Annotated in this window: 9 protein-coding genes; 7 read left to right on the top strand and 2 right to left on the bottom strand. The window is 49.4% G+C overall.

Going from position 1 to position 15,697, the window contains the following annotated elements:
* Positions 1-55: 55 nt before the first annotated feature.
* On the bottom strand, positions 56-4,309 hold the full coding sequence (locus DXB83_RS05765; protein ID WP_117804394.1) for a 2-hydroxyacyl-CoA dehydratase: 4,254 nt from the start codon (positions 4,307-4,309) through the stop codon (positions 56-58).
* A 258-nt stretch (positions 4,310-4,567) separates the two neighbouring features.
* Between DXB83_RS05765 and tgt the strand changes: the two genes are divergently transcribed.
* The 7 genes from tgt to DXB83_RS05725 all read left to right on the top strand — a co-directional run bounded on the left by tgt (position 4,568) and on the right by DXB83_RS05725 (position 13,446).
* Complete coding sequence (gene tgt / locus DXB83_RS05760) at positions 4,568-5,704, top strand: tRNA guanosine(34) transglycosylase Tgt (protein ID WP_117804425.1); 1,137 nt, start codon at positions 4,568-4,570, stop codon at positions 5,702-5,704.
* A gap of 123 nt (positions 5,705-5,827) precedes the next feature.
* Entirely contained in the window at positions 5,828-6,172 is a 345-nt protein-coding gene (gene yajC / locus DXB83_RS05755) for a preprotein translocase subunit YajC (protein WP_117509198.1), read from the top strand.
* A gap of 283 nt (positions 6,173-6,455) precedes the next feature.
* Positions 6,456-7,541 (top strand): 3-isopropylmalate dehydrogenase, encoded by a 1,086-nt coding sequence (gene leuB, locus DXB83_RS05745; RefSeq protein WP_117801683.1) that lies wholly within the window; start codon positions 6,456-6,458, stop codon positions 7,539-7,541.
* Positions 7,542-7,571: 30 nt separating this feature from the next.
* Entirely contained in the window at positions 7,572-9,233 is a 1,662-nt protein-coding gene (gene ilvD, locus DXB83_RS05740) for a dihydroxy-acid dehydratase (RefSeq protein ID WP_117801682.1), read from the top strand.
* Positions 9,234-9,328: 95 nt separating this feature from the next.
* Positions 9,329-11,017 carry a biosynthetic-type acetolactate synthase large subunit gene (gene ilvB, locus DXB83_RS05735; RefSeq protein ID WP_117804397.1) on the top strand — a complete coding sequence of 563 codons (1,689 nt, stop codon included), beginning with the start codon at positions 9,329-9,331 and terminating at the stop codon, positions 11,015-11,017.
* 183 nt (positions 11,018-11,200) lie between these two features.
* A complete protein-coding gene (gene serC / locus DXB83_RS05730) occupies positions 11,201-12,283 on the top strand; it encodes a 3-phosphoserine/phosphohydroxythreonine transaminase (RefSeq protein WP_117804398.1) in 1,083 nt (360 codons plus the stop codon).
* Entirely contained in the window at positions 12,283-13,446 is a 1,164-nt protein-coding gene (locus DXB83_RS05725; protein ID WP_117814389.1) for a phosphoglycerate dehydrogenase, read from the top strand. Before serC ends, DXB83_RS05725 begins: the two co-directional genes overlap by 1 nt.
* Before the next feature lie 282 nt (positions 13,447-13,728).
* On the opposite strand, the gene cysS is transcribed toward DXB83_RS05725, so the two are convergent.
* Complete coding sequence (gene cysS, locus DXB83_RS05720; RefSeq protein WP_118594944.1) at positions 13,729-15,177, bottom strand: cysteine--tRNA ligase; 1,449 nt, start codon at positions 15,175-15,177, stop codon at positions 13,729-13,731.
* Positions 15,178-15,697 lie beyond the last annotated feature (520 nt).

Genomic DNA, 15,697 nt, shown 5'->3' with positions numbered 1-15,697 from the left:
TTTCCGGACAGGAGCTTTTTTAAATATCGGAATAGAAAAATCAGTATGTAACTTCTTATGCGTCTTTCTCTCCGCCAGATTCCTGTTTCAGATTCTTATTTGCGGTAGAAAGCATCAGCTTAATACGGTTCAGCTGGTTCACCTCCGAAGCGCCTGGATCGTAGTCAACGGCCACGATATTTGCCTTCGGATACTCCTTGCGGATCGCCTTAATAACACCTTTACCGACAATATGATTCGGCAGGCACGCAAACGGCTGGATGCAGACGATATTGTAAACGTCGCTGTGAATCAGCTCCATCATCTCGCCTGTCAGGAACCATCCCTCACCTGTCTGGTTACCGCAGGAAACAATCGGAGAAGCATACTTCGCCAGATCCCGTACATCAGCCGGCGGATCAAAGTGTTCGCTCTTCTTGAACTCTGCAACTGCCGCGCTCCGCAGCCAGTTGATCAGCTTAATGCCCGTATTTCCGAGCATCGAAGAGCTCTTCTTGAATCCAAGGTGCTCTACCTTGAAATTCGTATTGTAGAAGCAATAGCAGAAGAAATCGATCAGATCCGGCACAACCGGCTCGGCGCCTTCGCTTTCGAGAAGCTCCGCCAGATGGTTATTGGCCGCCGGAAGGAACTTAACCAGAATCTCGCCGACAATACCGACACGCGGTTTTTTCTCGTTCGTAATCGGAATATGGTCAAAGTCGCGGATCATCGTGCGGCAGATCTGTTTAAACCGGGTATGGCTCAGGTGTTTGGAAGAAATGAAATCAATACAGATTTTCTCCCATTTTTTGTGAATCCGGTCTGTCGTTCCCTTCTTCTGCTCATAAGGACGCATCCGGTAGATACATTTCATCATGATATCACCGAACTCCGCTGCATAGCAGAGACGAATCGCAAGATCCGGTGTAATCTTAAAGCCCGGATTTTCTTCCAGACCGCTTAAGTTAATCGAGATGACCGGAATCTGCGTCATATCGGCCTTCTCCAGTGCACGGCGAATAAATCCGATATAGTTTGATGCACGGCAGCCGCCGCCGGTCTGGCTCATGATGACGGCTACTTTATTCAGGTCATACTTGCCGGAGAGCAGAGCCTGCATAATCTGTCCGACTACCATCAGAGACGGATAGCAGGCATCGTTATTTACGTATTTCAGGCCGACATCAACCGCCTCTTTGTTGTCATTTGGAAGCACTTCCAGATGGTATCCGGCAGCATTGAATGCAGGCTGCAGAATCGAGAAGTGGATCGGTGACATCTGCGGGCAGAGGATCGTGTAATCTTTGCGCATCTCTTTTGTGAAGACCGGCTTCTGGATCGAGGATGGAACAATTTCACGTACCGCCTGTTTGCGGTCATGTGCACGCAGAGCGGCGAGCAGAGAACGGACACGGATTCTGGCAGCGCCGAGGTTGTTGACCTCATCGATCTTCAGGCAGGTATAAATTTTACCGCTTCTGGTCAGAATTTCGTAAACCTGATCGGTTGTAACGGCATCCAGACCGCAGCCGAACGAGTTCAGCTGGATCAGGTCAAGATCATCGCGTGTCTTTACGTAGTTTGCAGCCGCATACAGACGGGTGTGATACATCCACTGGTCATTGACACGAAGCGGGCGCTCGAGCGGTGCAAGATGGGAAACAGAGTCCTCTGTTAAAACGCACAGACCGTAGGAGTTAATCATATCCGGAATACCATGATGAATTTCCGGATCGATGTGGTACGGTCTTCCGGCAAGCACGATACCTCTGCGGCCGGTTTCTTTCATATACTGCAGCGTCTCTTCCCCTTTTTTCTGCATATCACGTCTTGCAGCGGCGAGCTCCTCCCATCCGGCATGGACAGCGGCGCGGACCTCATCCTCCGGCAGGCCGGAAAATTCTTTTGCCAGGCCGTCGGCGAGAACCTTTTCACTCGTAAATGCGAGGAACGGATTGCGGAATGTGATGGAGTCGTCCTGGAGCTCATCCACGTTGTTTTTGATGTTCTCCGCGTAGGAAGTAACGATCGGGCAGTTATAGTGGTTGATGGCCTCCGGGAACTCGGTACGCTCGTACGGGATACACGGATAGAAGATGAATTTTACGCCGTGGCGTAAGAGCCAGGTCACATGGCCGTGAGCCAGTTTCGCCGGGTAACACTCGGATTCACTCGGGATCGATTCGATGCCGAGCTCATAAATCTTGCGGCTTGAAGTCGGGGAGAGTACCACGCGGTATTTCAGCTGCGTGAAGAAGGTGTACCAGAACGGATAGTTCTCGAACATATTGAGGACTCTCGGAATGCCGACCTCTCCGCGGATTGCTTCATCCTGCGGCAGCGGCTGGTAGCCGAAGATTCGTTTGTATTTGTATTCGAACAGGTTCGGAATATGATCCTTGTTTTTCTCTTTTCCGATACCGCGCTCGCAGCGGTTTCCGCTGATGTACTGACGGCCGCCGGAGAATTTGTTGATGGTCAGACGGCAGCTGTTCGTACAGCCCTTGCAGTTTGCCATCGTAGTCGAGTATTTCAGTTCATTGATCTTTTCGATGGAGAGCATCGTAGTCTCCTGATCTGCCGAATAGCGCTCTCTTGCGATCAGCGCCGCACCGAACGCACCCATAATGCCGGCGATGTCCGGGCGGATGGCTTCGCAGTTGGCGATCCGCTCAAAGCTTCGAAGAACGGCATCGTTGTAGAACGTACCGCCCTGTACAACGATGTGGCGTCCCAGCTCGGTGGCATCGGAAACTTTAATTACCTTATATAATGCGTTTTTGATGACGGAGCAGGCAAGTCCGGCGGAAATATCAGCAACGGATGCGCCTTCTTTCTGTGCCTGTTTTACCTTGGAATTCATAAATACGGTACAGCGGGTACCAAGATCGATCGGGTGTTTTGCGAACAGTGCTTCGTGTGCAAAATCCTGTACACTGTAGTTCAGGGACTGCGCGAAGGTTTCGATAAAGGAACCGCAGCCGGAGGAACATGCTTCATTGAGCTGTACGCTGTCTACAGTGCCGTTTTTGATCTTGATACATTTCATATCCTGACCGCCGATGTCGAGAATACAGTCGACTTCCGGATCGAAGAATGCTGCGGCATAGTAATGAGAAATCGTTTCAACCTCACCCTCGTCCAGCATCAGCGCAGCTTTGATGAGTGCTTCGCCGTAACCGGTGGAACAGGACCAGGCGATCTGTGCGGAATCCGGCAGTTTGGAGTAGATTTCCTGGATCGCGCGGATCGAGGTGCCGAGCGGATTTCCGTGGTTGTTGCTGTAGAAGGAATACAGAAGAGCGCCATCCTCACCAACGAGTGCAGCTTTTGTGGTTGTGGAACCGGCATCAATTCCGAGATAGCAGTTTCCTTCGTAAGTGGAAAGATCAGCCGTTACAACATTGTTGACGCTCTGGCGGGCCAGGAATGCATCGTACTCCTCCTGGTCTTTAAACAGCGGTTCGAGACGGGCAACCTCAAAATCGATGGCTACTTTTTCTTCGAGCCGTTTTTTCAGCGCGAGAAGAGAAACCTCGGTCTTTCCCTCTGCATTCATTGCAGAACCGATGGCTGCAAACAGATGAGAGTTGTTCGGCACGATCGCGTGCTCGTCATCCAGCTTTAAGGTACGGACGAACGCTGTCTTTAATTCCGAGAGGAAGTGCAGCGGGCCGCCAAGGAAGGCAACGTGGCCGCGGATTGGTTTACCGCAGGCAAGACCGGAAATGGTCTGGTTGACGACTGCCTGGAAAATAGAAGCGGCAAGATCCTCTTTTGTTGCACCGTCGTTGATGAGCGGCTGGATATCCGTTTTTGCGAATACACCGCAGCGGGCAGCGATCGGGTAGATGGCCTGGTAATGTTTCGCATACTCATTCAGGCCGGTTGCATCGGTCTGCAGAAGAGAAGCCATCTGGTCGATGAACGAACCGGTACCGCCGGCGCAGATACCGTTCATACGCTGTTCGACATTGCCGCCTTCAAAATAGATGATTTTGGCATCCTCGCCGCCGAGCTCGATGGCAACGTCGGTCTGCGGAGCCAGCGCTTTTAACGATGTGGAAACTGCGATAACCTCCTGCGTGAATGGAATGCCAAGATGGTTGGCAAGCGCGAGTCCGCCGGAACCGGTGATGACCGGCTGCAGGGTCAGTTCGCCCAGTTTTTCGTGGGCTTCCCCGAGCAGATGGGCAAGTGTTTCCTGGATGTTTGCAAAATGGCGCTCGTAATCGGCAAAGAGAAGCTGGTTCTCTTCGTCGAGGATCGCAATTTTAACAGTAGTGGAACCGATGTCGATTCCAAGAGTATATTTTTTATCAGTCATGAATCAAACTCCTTTTATAATAAGAAACAATCTCAACACATTATACGACAAAAAATAAGGAAATACAATTGGAAAAAAGGCGATGTCTTATGAAAAAAGTATAAAGTCCTTGTGAAAAATGGAGAAAGCGGGAAAGAAAAAAGAGAGAAAAAAGAAAATTCAGGCATTGTCAAAAACAGATTTTGCCTGTATACTAAAAATAGTATGCCCTGCATGAAAACAGGAGGCAGGGATCATTGAGAAAGGATGAAAAGCGTTATGTATAAAATTCTGAAAATGGAAGGAAGAGCGAAGCGCGCCCATATGGAAACCGTGCACGGCAATATCGAAACGCCGGTATTCATGAATGTCGGAACTGCAGCAGCAATCAAGGGAGCTGTTTCCACCGAAGATCTCCAGCAGATCGGTACGCAGGTAGAACTTTCCAATACCTATCACCTCCATGTGCGCCCGGGAGATGAAGTCGTAAAGAAGATGGGCGGACTCCACAAATTCATGGTCTGGGACAAACCGATCCTGACCGATTCCGGCGGATTCCAGGTGTTTTCTCTGGCAGGCCTTCGGAAAATCAAGGAGGAGGGTGTCTATTTCCACTCGCATGTAGATGGAAGAAAGATCTTTATGGGACCGGAGGAGAGTATGCAGATCCAGTCCAACCTGGCTTCAACCATCGCGATGGCTTTCGACGAGTGCCCGTCGAGTGTGGCAGAGCGCCGTTATGTGCAGAACTCGGTCGACCGCACGGCGAGATGGCTGCAGCGATGCAAAAATAAGATGCAGGAGCTGAACCAGCGGGAAGACACGATCAACAAACATCAGCTTCTGTTCGGCATCAACCAGGGTGCGATCTATGAAGACATCCGCATCGACCATGCAAAACGGATTTCCGAGATGGATCTCGATGGCTATGCAGTCGGCGGTCTGGCAGTAGGAGAGAGCCACGAGGAGATGTACCATATTCTCGACGAAGTCGTTCCGTACCTGCCGAAAGACAAACCGACGTATCTGATGGGCGTTGGAACGCCGGCAAACATTCTGGAAGGCGTAGAGCGCGGCATCGATTTCTTCGACTGCGTATATCCGAGCCGGAACGGACGCCACGGCCACGTTTACACAAACCATGGAAAAATGAACCTGTTCAATCAGAAATACGAGCTGGATCCGCGTCCGATCGAGGAAGGCTGCCAGTGCCCGGCGTGCCGTCACTACAGCAGAGCCTACATCCGTCATCTGCTGAAAGCAAAAGAGATGCTCGGCATGCGGCTCTGTGTTCTGCACAACCTGTATTTCTACAACAATATGATGACAGAAATCCGGACCGCGCTGGACGAGGGCAATTTTGCTTCCTACAAACGGGCAAAACTCGCAGGATTTGAGGAATACGACAAAAAGTAATCGGGAAAGTATGAAATCTTTGGAAAATATCCGAAAAAGACTTGCCCATCGGTTCCGGATTGTGTATTATGATAGGTGTGTCTAAAGAACGGGATGTACTCTCGAATAACAGGAGGAAAGAAAATGTTTTTAGCAACAACAACAGCAGCAAACAGCGGTGTGATGAGCACTGGTATGTTAATTATGTGGCTGGTCATCATGTTCGGTATGATGTATTTCTTAATGATCCGCCCGCAGAAGAAAGAGCAGAAAAAACTGCAGGCAATGCTGAATGACCTCGCAGTCGGCGATGCAGTCATCACAACAAGCGGTTTCTACGGCGTAGTCATCGATATCACAGACGACGATGTCATCGTAGAGTTCGGAAACAACAAAAACTGCCGTATCCCGATGCGCAAAACAGCCATCACAGAGGTTGAAAAACCGGAGACAGCAGTCGTTGAAGAGAAAACAGAAAAGAAAAAATAATTTCACACGGCGAAAAGCCAGGAAAAACGCAGGTATTCAAAAAGAACGAATGCCTGCGTTTTTTTCGCCCCCGAAACTTCTTCGGCGGAACACGGCGAAAACGGGGAAAAATGCCGCGTATTTTTCTTTTAAATGGCAAAAAAGCAAAAAGATTATTGCGTTTCGTCCGATGCAAAGAAATTTCGTGTTGAAATTACTGGAAAAATGGCGTATAATTTAGAAATGCTATAGACGCAGAGAAAATAGAACGGTTTTTCAGCCGGAAGAAAAGAGGGAGAAAGATATGGAATACCGTATTGGATTAATTCACGGTGACGGAATCGGACCGGAAATTGTAAAGGAAGCAAAAAAAGTTCTGGACGCTGTCTGCGAGAAATATGGACATAAGTTTGAATATACCAACCTTCTGCTGGGCGGAGCCTCCATTGATGTGCACGGCGTGCCGCTGACAGATGAAACCATAGAAGAAGCAAAGAAATGCGACGCTGTCCTGATGGGCTCCATCGGAGGAGATGCAAAAACATCCCCATGGTACAAATTAAGCCCGGACAAGCGCCCGGAGGCAGGACTCTTAAAAATCCGGAAATCGTTAGGTCTGTTTGCAAACCTGCGTCCGGCTTACCTGTATCAGGAATTGAAAGATGCCTGCCCGTTAAAAGAAGAGATCATCGGCGAGGGCTTCGACATGCTGATTATGCGTGAGCTGACCGGCGGCCTGTACTTTGGAGAGCGCAGCACTGTAGAAGAAAACGGCATCCGGAAAGCAACCGATACGCTGACCTACAGCGAGACCGAAATCCGCCGCATTGCAATCCGTGCATTCGACATCGCCATGAAGAGAAAGAAAAAAGTAACGAGTGTAGATAAAGCAAACGTTCTCGATTCCTCCCGTCTGTGGAGATCCGTGGTAGAGGATGTTGCAAAAGATTACCCGGAAGTTACCTTAGAGCATATGCTGGTCGACAACTGTGCGATGCAGATCGTCCACAATCCGTGCCAGTTTGACGTCGTTCTGACCGAGAACATGTTCGGAGATATTCTTTCCGATGAGGCAAGTATGGTAGCAGGCTCGATCGGAATGCTTTCTTCCGCCAGCCTGAACGAGACAAAATTTGGTCTGTACGAGCCAAGCCACGGCTCTGCACCGGACATCGCAGGAAAGAACATCGCAAACCCGATTGCAACGGTTCTGTCCGCAGCCATGATGCTCCGCTATTCCCTGGATCTCGATCAGGAGGCAGAGGCAGTCGAAAATGCTGTACAGAAAATTTTAAAAGACGGATACCGCACCGTAGACATTATGTCTGAGGGATGTACCCAGGTATCTACATCCGAAATGGGAGATCTGCTGGTAAAAGCACTGGCATAAAACTGTAAGATAAGAAAAGAGGAAAAAATCATGAGAAGTGATGCTGTAAAAAAAGGAATCGCACAGGCGCCACAGCGTTCTCTGATGCGTGCGCTGGGTCTGACCGAAGAAGAAATGAAAAAACCGCTCGTAGGAATTGTAAGCTCCTACAATGAGATCGTACCGGGTCATATGAACCTGGATAAAATTACAGAAGCTGTAAAAATGGGCGTTGCCATGGCAGGCGGAACACCGATCGTGTTCCCGGCCATTGCAGTCTGTGACGGTATTGCCATGGGCCACATCGGAATGAAATATTCCCTCGTTACCCGTGACCTGATCGCCGATTCCACCGAGTGTATGGCAATGGCTCACCAGTTTGATGCACTGGTATGTATCCCGAACTGTGATAAGAACGTACCTGGCCTTTTGATGGCAGCAGCAAGAGTCAATGTTCCGACCGTATTTGTCAGCGGCGGTCCGATGCTTGCCGGCCATGTAAAAGGTGAGAAGAGAAGTCTTTCCAGCATGTTCGAGGCGGTTGGATCCTACGCAGCCGGAACTATGACAGAGGAAGATGTTTATGATTTTGAGTGCAATGCATGCCCGACCTGCGGTTCCTGCTCCGGTATGTACACGGCAAACAGCATGAACTGTCTGACCGAGGTTCTCGGCATGGGCTTGAAAGGAAACGGAACGATTCCGGCCGTATATTCCGAGCGTCTGCGCCTGGCCAAGAGAGCCGGTATGCAGGTTATGGAGCTGTTAAAACAGAATATCCGTCCAAGAGACATTATGACAAAAGAAGCATTCTTAAATGCGTTGACCGTCGATATGGCACTTGGATGTTCCACCAACAGTATGCTGCATCTGCCGGCCATCGCGCATGAGGCAGGCGTAGAGCTGAATCCGGAGATGGCAAATGCCATCAGTGAGAAGACCCCGAACCTCTGCCATCTGGCTCCGGCAGGATACCACTACATTGAGGAGCTGAACGAGGCCGGCGGTGTTTATGCCGTTATGAACGAGCTGAATAAACTGGGACTTCTGCACACCGAGTGCATGACCGCAACCGGAAAGACCGTTGGCGAGAATATCAAAGGCTGTGTCAACAAAAACCCGGAGATCATCCGTCCGGTAGAAAATCCATACAGCAAGACCGGCGGTATTGCTGTCCTGAAAGGAAACCTGGCACCGGATACCGCAGTCGTCAAACGTTCTGCCGTTGTACCGGAGATGCAGGTTCACGAAGGACCGGCCAGAGTCTTCGACTGTGAGGAGGATGCCATCGAGGCAATCCGCGGCGGCAAGATTGTGGCAGGCGACGTTGTTGTCATCCGTTATGAGGGACCAAAGGGAGGCCCTGGTATGCGTGAGATGCTGAATCCGACCTCTGCGATTGCAGGTATGGGACTTGGCTCTTCCGTAGCTCTGATTACAGACGGCCGTTTCTCCGGCGCATCCCGCGGTGCATCCATCGGTCATGTCAGCCCTGAGGCAGCAGAAGGCGGTCCGATCGCGCTCGTTGAGGAAGGCGACCTGATCCGCATCAATATTCCAGAGCACAAGCTGGAGCTTGCCGTATCGGATGAAGAGCTGGCACGCAGAAAAGCTGCATGGACTCCGAGAGAGCCGAAAGTAACCACAGGCTATCTGAAACGCTACGCAAAGATGGTTTCCAGCGCAAATAAGGGAGCCATTCTGGAGTTCTAATAGAAAAAAATCATATCAGCCGTCCGAACGTGCATTTTCATCGGATGGCTGATTTCATACACAAAGCCAAAAGATAAGGAAGGAATCATACAGACATGGAATTAACTGGATCACAGATTGTTATTGAGTGCCTGAAGGAGCAGGGCGTGGACACCGTGTTCGGCTATCCGGGGGGAACGATTTTGAATATCTATGATGAGCTTTACCGTCATCCGGAAATCCACCACATCCTGACCTCCCACGAGCAGGGTGCTGCCCATGCGGCAGACGGGTATGCGCGTGCGACCGGAAAAACAGGCGTATGTATGGCAACAAGCGGCCCTGGTGCGACAAATCTTGTCACTGGAATTGCAACTGCCTACATGGATTCCACCCCGATGGTAGCCATCACCTGCAACGTAGGAAAGGCACTGCTTGGAAAAGACAGCTTTCAGGAGATTGACATTGCAGGCGTTGCGATGCCGATCACAAAATACAGCGTGATTGTAAAAGATATCACGGTTCTCGCAGACACGCTGCGCCGTGCGTTTTCGATTGCAAAGAGCGGAAGACCGGGCCCGGTTCTGGTGGATATCACGAAAGATGTCACGGCGGCAACGTATGAATATGAGCCAAAGACACCGGAAGCAATCGCACCGTCTATCGAAAAAATCACAGAAGAAGGACTGGATCACGTTGTATCTCTGATTCGGGAGTCGAAAAAACCGTATATTTTCGTGGGCGGCGGCAGCATCATCTCAGGTGCGGCCGAGGAAGTGCGTGAACTGGCACACCATATACAGGCGCCGGTCTGCGATACCCTGATGGGAAAAGGCGCTTTCCCGGGAACCGATAAGCTGTACACCGGCATGCTCGGTATGCACGGAACAAAAACATCGAACTATGGCGTGACGAAGTGCGACCTGCTGATCGTGCTCGGTGCAAGATTTTCCGATCGTGTCACCGGAAACGCCGCAAAATTTGCAAACAATGCAAAAATCGTTCAGATCGATGTAGATGCGGCAGAAATCAACAAGAATGTTGTTGTCGAGTCGAGCATCATCGGAGACGTCAAAGAAGTCTTAAAACGCCTGAATGCGAAGCTGGAGCCGATGCATCATGACGAGTGGATTGCCGAAATCGAGGCAATGAAAGAAAAATTCCCGTTAAAGCATGAAGAAGGCCTTACCGGACCGTTCGTGATCGAGGAGATCTATAAGGCAACCGACGGCCAGGCTGTCATCACGACCGATGTCGGACAGCATCAGATGTGGGCGGCGCAGTATTATCGGTATACGAGCCCGAGAACCCTTTTAACCTCCGGCGGTCTTGGAACCATGGGATTCGGTCTTGGAGCTGCCATGGGTGCCAAAATGGGACGCCCGGACAAAACCGTTATCAACATCGCAGGCGACGGCTGCTTCCGCATGAATATGAACGAACTGGCAACCCTTTCGAGACATAACATTCCGGTGATCGAAGTCGTTGTCAACAACCATGTACTCGGTATGGTACGCCAGTGGCAGACACTGTTCTATGGAAAACGGTATTCCAACACTGTTCTGCAGGATCAGGCGGACTTTGTCAAGGTTGCTGAGGCGCTCGGCGTAAAGGGCATCCGTGTGACGAAGAAAGAGGAAATGGGACCTGCCATCCGTGAGGCGATTGCGAGCGGAAAACCGGCACTGATCGACGTATGGATCGACTGCGATGAAAAAGTATTCCCGATGGTTCCGGCCGGAGCACCGATCGAGGATGTCTTCGATGCAGAGGATCTGGCAAAAAAGGAACAAGAAAAGAATTGACATATTTCTAACAAAGAGGTATCATAGTTTCAACGTGGTAAAGTAATACCGTATTACCATATGAATTGCAGACTTGTAAGAAAAACTGCAATACAGGTACAAACGATTACAAGGAAAACCACCGGCATAGGAACGGTGGTTTTCCAGTAATATAAAGTAGCAAGAGAAACAGGAGGATGAAAAATGAGCAGAGTTTATAATTTTTCCGCAGGACCGGCAGTTCTGCCAGAGGAAGTGTTGAAAGAAGCCCAGGAGGAAATGCTGGATTACCGCGGATGCGGCATGTCCGTCATGGAGATGAGCCACCGTTCCAAAGTATTCCAGAATATTATCGATGAGGCAGAAGCAGACCTTCGCGATCTGATGGGAATCCCGTCAAATTACAAAGTCCTGTTTCTCCAGGGCGGTGCATCGCTGCAGTTTTCCATGATCCCGATGAACCTGATGAAAAACGGTGTCGCAGATTACATCGTAACAGGCCAGTGGGCAAAGAAAGCATACGCAGAAGCACAGAAATACGGAAAGGCAAACAAAATTGCCTCCTCTGAGGATAAAACATTTTCCTACATCCCGGACTGCAGCGATCTTCCGATCAGCCCGGATGCCGATTATGTTTATATCTGTGAAAACAACACCATTTACGGAACCAAATACAAAAAACTGCCGAATACCAAGGGCAAAACCCTGGTGGCAGATGTCTCCTCCTGTTTCCTCTCCGAACCTGTTAATGTCTCCGATTACGGCATCATCTACGGCGGTGTCCAGAAAAACATCGGACCTGCCGGAATGGTCATCTCCATTGTCCGTGACGATCTGATTACCGACGATGTCCTGCCGGGAACACCGACCATGATGAAATTTAAAACGCATGCAGATGCCGGCTCTCTGTATAACACGCCGAACTGCTACTGCATCTACATGTGCGGCAAAGTGTTCAAATGGCTGAAGAAAATGGGCGGACTGGAAGTCATGAAACAGCGCAACGAAGAAAAAGCAAAACTGCTGTATGATTTCCTGGATCAGAGCAAGCTCTTCAAAGGAACCGTTGTACCGGAAGACCGTTCTCTGATGAACGTTCCGTTTATCACCGGAAATGCAGATCTGGATGCAAAATTCGTCAAAGAGTCCAAAGAAGCCGGACTTGAGAACCTGAAAGGTCACCGTACCGTCGGCGGTATGCGTGCAAGTATCTACAATGCAATGCCGAAGGAAGGCGTAGAAGCACTCGTAGCCTTCATGAAAAAGTTCGAGGAGGAAAATCTCTAATGTTTCAGTATCATTGCTTAAATCCGATTGCAGGCGTAGGCCTTGCAAATTTTAATGAAAACTATCAGCAGAGTGAAAGCCTGGAGGGAGCCGATGCGGTTCTCGTCAGAAGTGCAGCCATGCACGGTATGGAGCTGCCGAAAAGTCTTCTTGCCGTAGCAAGAGCAGGAGCCGGTGTCAACAACATTCCGCTTGCCGACTGCGCAGAGCAGGGTATCGTTGTATTCAACACACCGGGAGCCAATGCAAATGGCGTCAAAGAGCTGGTGCTTGCCGGCATGCTGCTTGCATCCCGCGATATCGCAGGCGGTATTGAGTGGGTGAAGAGCGACAAAGAAGACGGCGACATTGCAAAGACAGCAGAAAAACAGAAAAAGAAATTTGCCGGCTGTGAGATCAGCGGAAAGAAGCTCGGTATCATCGGACTTGGCGCGATCGGTCAGCTTGTAGCAAATGCAGCAACCCATCTTGGCATGGAAGTATACGGATACGATCCGTACATTTCTGTCGATGCGGCATGGAATCTGTCCCGTGACATTCATCATATCCAGAACGTGGAAGATATCTACCGTACCTGCGATTATATCACCATTCATGTTCCGCTGATGGACAGCACAAAAGGTATGATTAACAAGGCAGCGATCGATGAGATGAAAGACGGCGTGGTTCTTCTGAACTATGCAAGAGACCTCCTGGTTGATGAGGATGCTGTTCTGGAAGCATTAAAGGCCGGAAAAATGAAAAAATATGTGACTGACTTTGCAAACCCGAAGGTAGTCGGCGCAGAGGGAACCATCGTTACTCCGCATCTTGGAGCATCGACCAAAGAATCCGAAGATAACTGTGCTGTCATGGCAGTTAAAGAAATCCGTGATTTCCTGGAGAACGGAAACGTCAAAAACTCCGTCAACTTCCCGAACTGTGATATGGGTGTATGCACAGGAGCAGGCCGTGTGACCATCTGCCATAAGAATATTCCTGGTATGCTGGGTGCATTTACCACCGTTATGGGTAACGCCGGTGTCAACATCAGCGACATGACAAACAAAGGTAAAGGCGATTACGCTTACACCATGATGGATCTGGAAAGCGAAGCAACAGAAGAGATCGTAAAAGCGCTGGAAGCAGTAGACGGCGTGTTAAGGGTTCGTATTATTAAATAAAGAAACAGCCATCCGAAAGAAACAAAAAAGGCGGTATCCGGAAAATGGATGCCGTCTTTTTTTCGATGCCATGCATCCGAAGGAAGCCGCAAGCAGCAGGTGAAAAAGCATAAAAAAGAGAACTGCCGCATCAGAGCAGTTCTCTTTGGAAGAAGTTTAATAGAAAGTGCAGCCGCGTTTTCACAGGTAATATACTGGTCGGTTGTTGCTTTCAGCACATGAAATTCCCTGTTTCCTTCGTAGGAAATGAAGAAGAAAATCAGAGTTCCTCTTTCGTGCAGATCAGATCCGTTTCCAGACGGCTCCGCCGCGTACATCAGCAACTTCAATGCCCTGGGCTTTCAGGTCATCGCGGATTTTATCTGCTTCTGCAAAGTTTTTGGCTTTTTTTGCCTCATATCGTTTCAGAACAAGAGCATCAATTTCCGGATCTCCTTCGCCGGTAATCTGATAGCCGGACGCGGTGGAAGCAGAAGTTGTCTTTGCAGCCTCTTTTCTCTTCGCATCTGCATGAGCGAGAAGGGAAAGACCGAGTACCTGATCGAAACTGTCGAGAAGCGCCAGCTTTGCAGCATCATGCATGTCTGCTTTTAACACATCGTACAGCGTTGTGATGGCAAGCGAGGTGTTGAGGTCGGCATCGAGCGCTTTCTGGAATTTCTCTTTTAAAGCAGTCATAGAAGCTTCCTCGGCCGGTCCGTCTTTCGGGTCTAAAGCGGCGATGCGGGCGATCAGCTTGTCGTAGGCAATTTTGGCGTTGTCCAGGTTTTCCCAGGTGAAGACAAGCGCCTTACGGTAATGAGACTGGAGGCAGAAGAAACGGTAGACGAGAGGATCATAACCTTTTTCCTCAAGAAGAGAAACGGTTAAAAACTCACCTTTCGATTTCGACATCTTTCCAGTCGATGTATTCAGGTGATGTACATGGAACCACTGCGGGCACCAGGCGTGGCCAAGATAGCTTTCGGACTGTGCGATCTCGTTCGTGTGGTGCGGGAATGCATTGTCTACGCCGCCGCAGTGCAGGTCAAGGTATTCGCCATTGTATTTCATGGAGATACCGGAGCACTCGATGTGCCATCCCGGATAACCGACGCCCCACGGGGAATCCCATTTCAAGGCCTGGTTCTCAAATTTGGATTTCGTAAACCAGAGAACGAAATCATTTTTGTTGCGTTTGTTTGTATCTTCCTCTACGCCCTCACGTACACCGACCGCGAGGTCATCCTCGTCGTGATCGTTGAATACGTAGTAGTGGTCGAGACGGCTGGTGTCAAAGTAAACATTTCCGCCGGCAAAGTAAGCGTAGCCGGTGTCCATCAGTTTTTCAATGATTCTGATATATTCGTCAATGCATCCCGTTGCCGGCTGTACGACATCCGGGCGCTTGATGTTCAGCTTTTTGCAATCCGCAAAGAATGCATCGGTGTAATACTGTGCGATTTCCATGACTGTTTTGTGCTCGCGCTTTGCACCTTTGACCATCTTGTCCTCGCCGGTGTCCGCATCGGAGCTTAAATGGCCGACATCGGTGATGTTCATGACACGGTTGACGTCGTAGCCTTCATAGCGGAGTGCCTTTTCCAGGACATCCTCCATAATATAACTGCGCAGGTTTCCGATGTGCGCAAAATGATAAACGGTAGGTCCGCAGGTGTACATTTCTACACGGCCCGGTGTGTGTGTCAGGAATTCAGCTTTTTTATGGGTTGCAGAATTATAAAGATACATAAAAGAAGTCTCCTTTTTTCTTTTCGTGCGGATACGGATGCAGAAGTGATGATACACAAGAAAGCAAAAAAGCGTCTGCTGTATCCGACAAGGATATCAGAGACGCCGCGTGCGGTGCCTGTTTTCCGTGTACTGCACTGGTTCCTTATTAAAATTAATATTAGCAGGATTTTTTTTTGATGTCAATAGTCCGGAGACTGTCGAAGACAAAAAGTAAGAAAGTGATTTCGGTGTGAGCGGTCTTCATGGAAGGCTTTGCTTTGTAAAAGAAGGAAACGAAAGTAAAAAACGAAAGTAAAAAACGAAAGTAAAAAACAGTATGACGCTCTTAAATAAGAAGAAATGTGATTTTCAGAAGTCTGTTTTTGCGTCCGGCAGGATTCTTTCCCGGAGCAAAATCTGAAACAAATACAAAAAGACAGTGCTGCAGAACGCAAATGGAAAGAAACAATTATTTGTGTAATCTTTTTTTATTCTAAAACCGAAGAATACAGGAAAATAGAAAAACAGCATCAGAACA

It is taken from the genome of Blautia sp. OM06-15AC, from assembly GCF_003481425.1.
GTDB classification, from domain to species: Bacteria; Bacillota; Clostridia; order Lachnospirales; family Lachnospiraceae; genus Fusicatenibacter; species Fusicatenibacter saccharivorans.
This window is presented reverse-complemented; position numbering and strand designations above follow the sequence as displayed.

What these genes read in the sequence shown, in the direction of transcription:
- DXB83_RS05765 (WP_117804394.1), bottom strand. Translation starts at nt 4,309, where the DNA reads ATGACTGATAAAAAATATACTCTTGGAATCGACATCGGTTCCACTACT.
- tgt (WP_117804425.1), top strand. Translation starts at nt 4,568, where the DNA reads ATGTATAAAATTCTGAAAATGGAAGGAAGAGCGAAGCGCGCCCATATG.
- yajC (WP_117509198.1), top strand. Translation starts at nt 5,828, where the DNA reads ATGTTTTTAGCAACAACAACAGCAGCAAACAGCGGTGTGATGAGCACT.
- leuB (WP_117801683.1), top strand. Translation starts at nt 6,456, where the DNA reads ATGGAATACCGTATTGGATTAATTCACGGTGACGGAATCGGACCGGAA.
- ilvD (WP_117801682.1), top strand. Translation starts at nt 7,572, where the DNA reads ATGAGAAGTGATGCTGTAAAAAAAGGAATCGCACAGGCGCCACAGCGT.
- ilvB (WP_117804397.1), top strand. Translation starts at nt 9,329, where the DNA reads ATGGAATTAACTGGATCACAGATTGTTATTGAGTGCCTGAAGGAGCAG.
- serC (WP_117804398.1), top strand. Translation starts at nt 11,201, where the DNA reads ATGAGCAGAGTTTATAATTTTTCCGCAGGACCGGCAGTTCTGCCAGAG.
- DXB83_RS05725 (WP_117814389.1), top strand. Translation starts at nt 12,283, where the DNA reads ATGTTTCAGTATCATTGCTTAAATCCGATTGCAGGCGTAGGCCTTGCA.
- cysS (WP_118594944.1), bottom strand. Translation starts at nt 15,177, where the DNA reads ATGTATCTTTATAATTCTGCAACCCATAAAAAAGCTGAATTCCTGACA.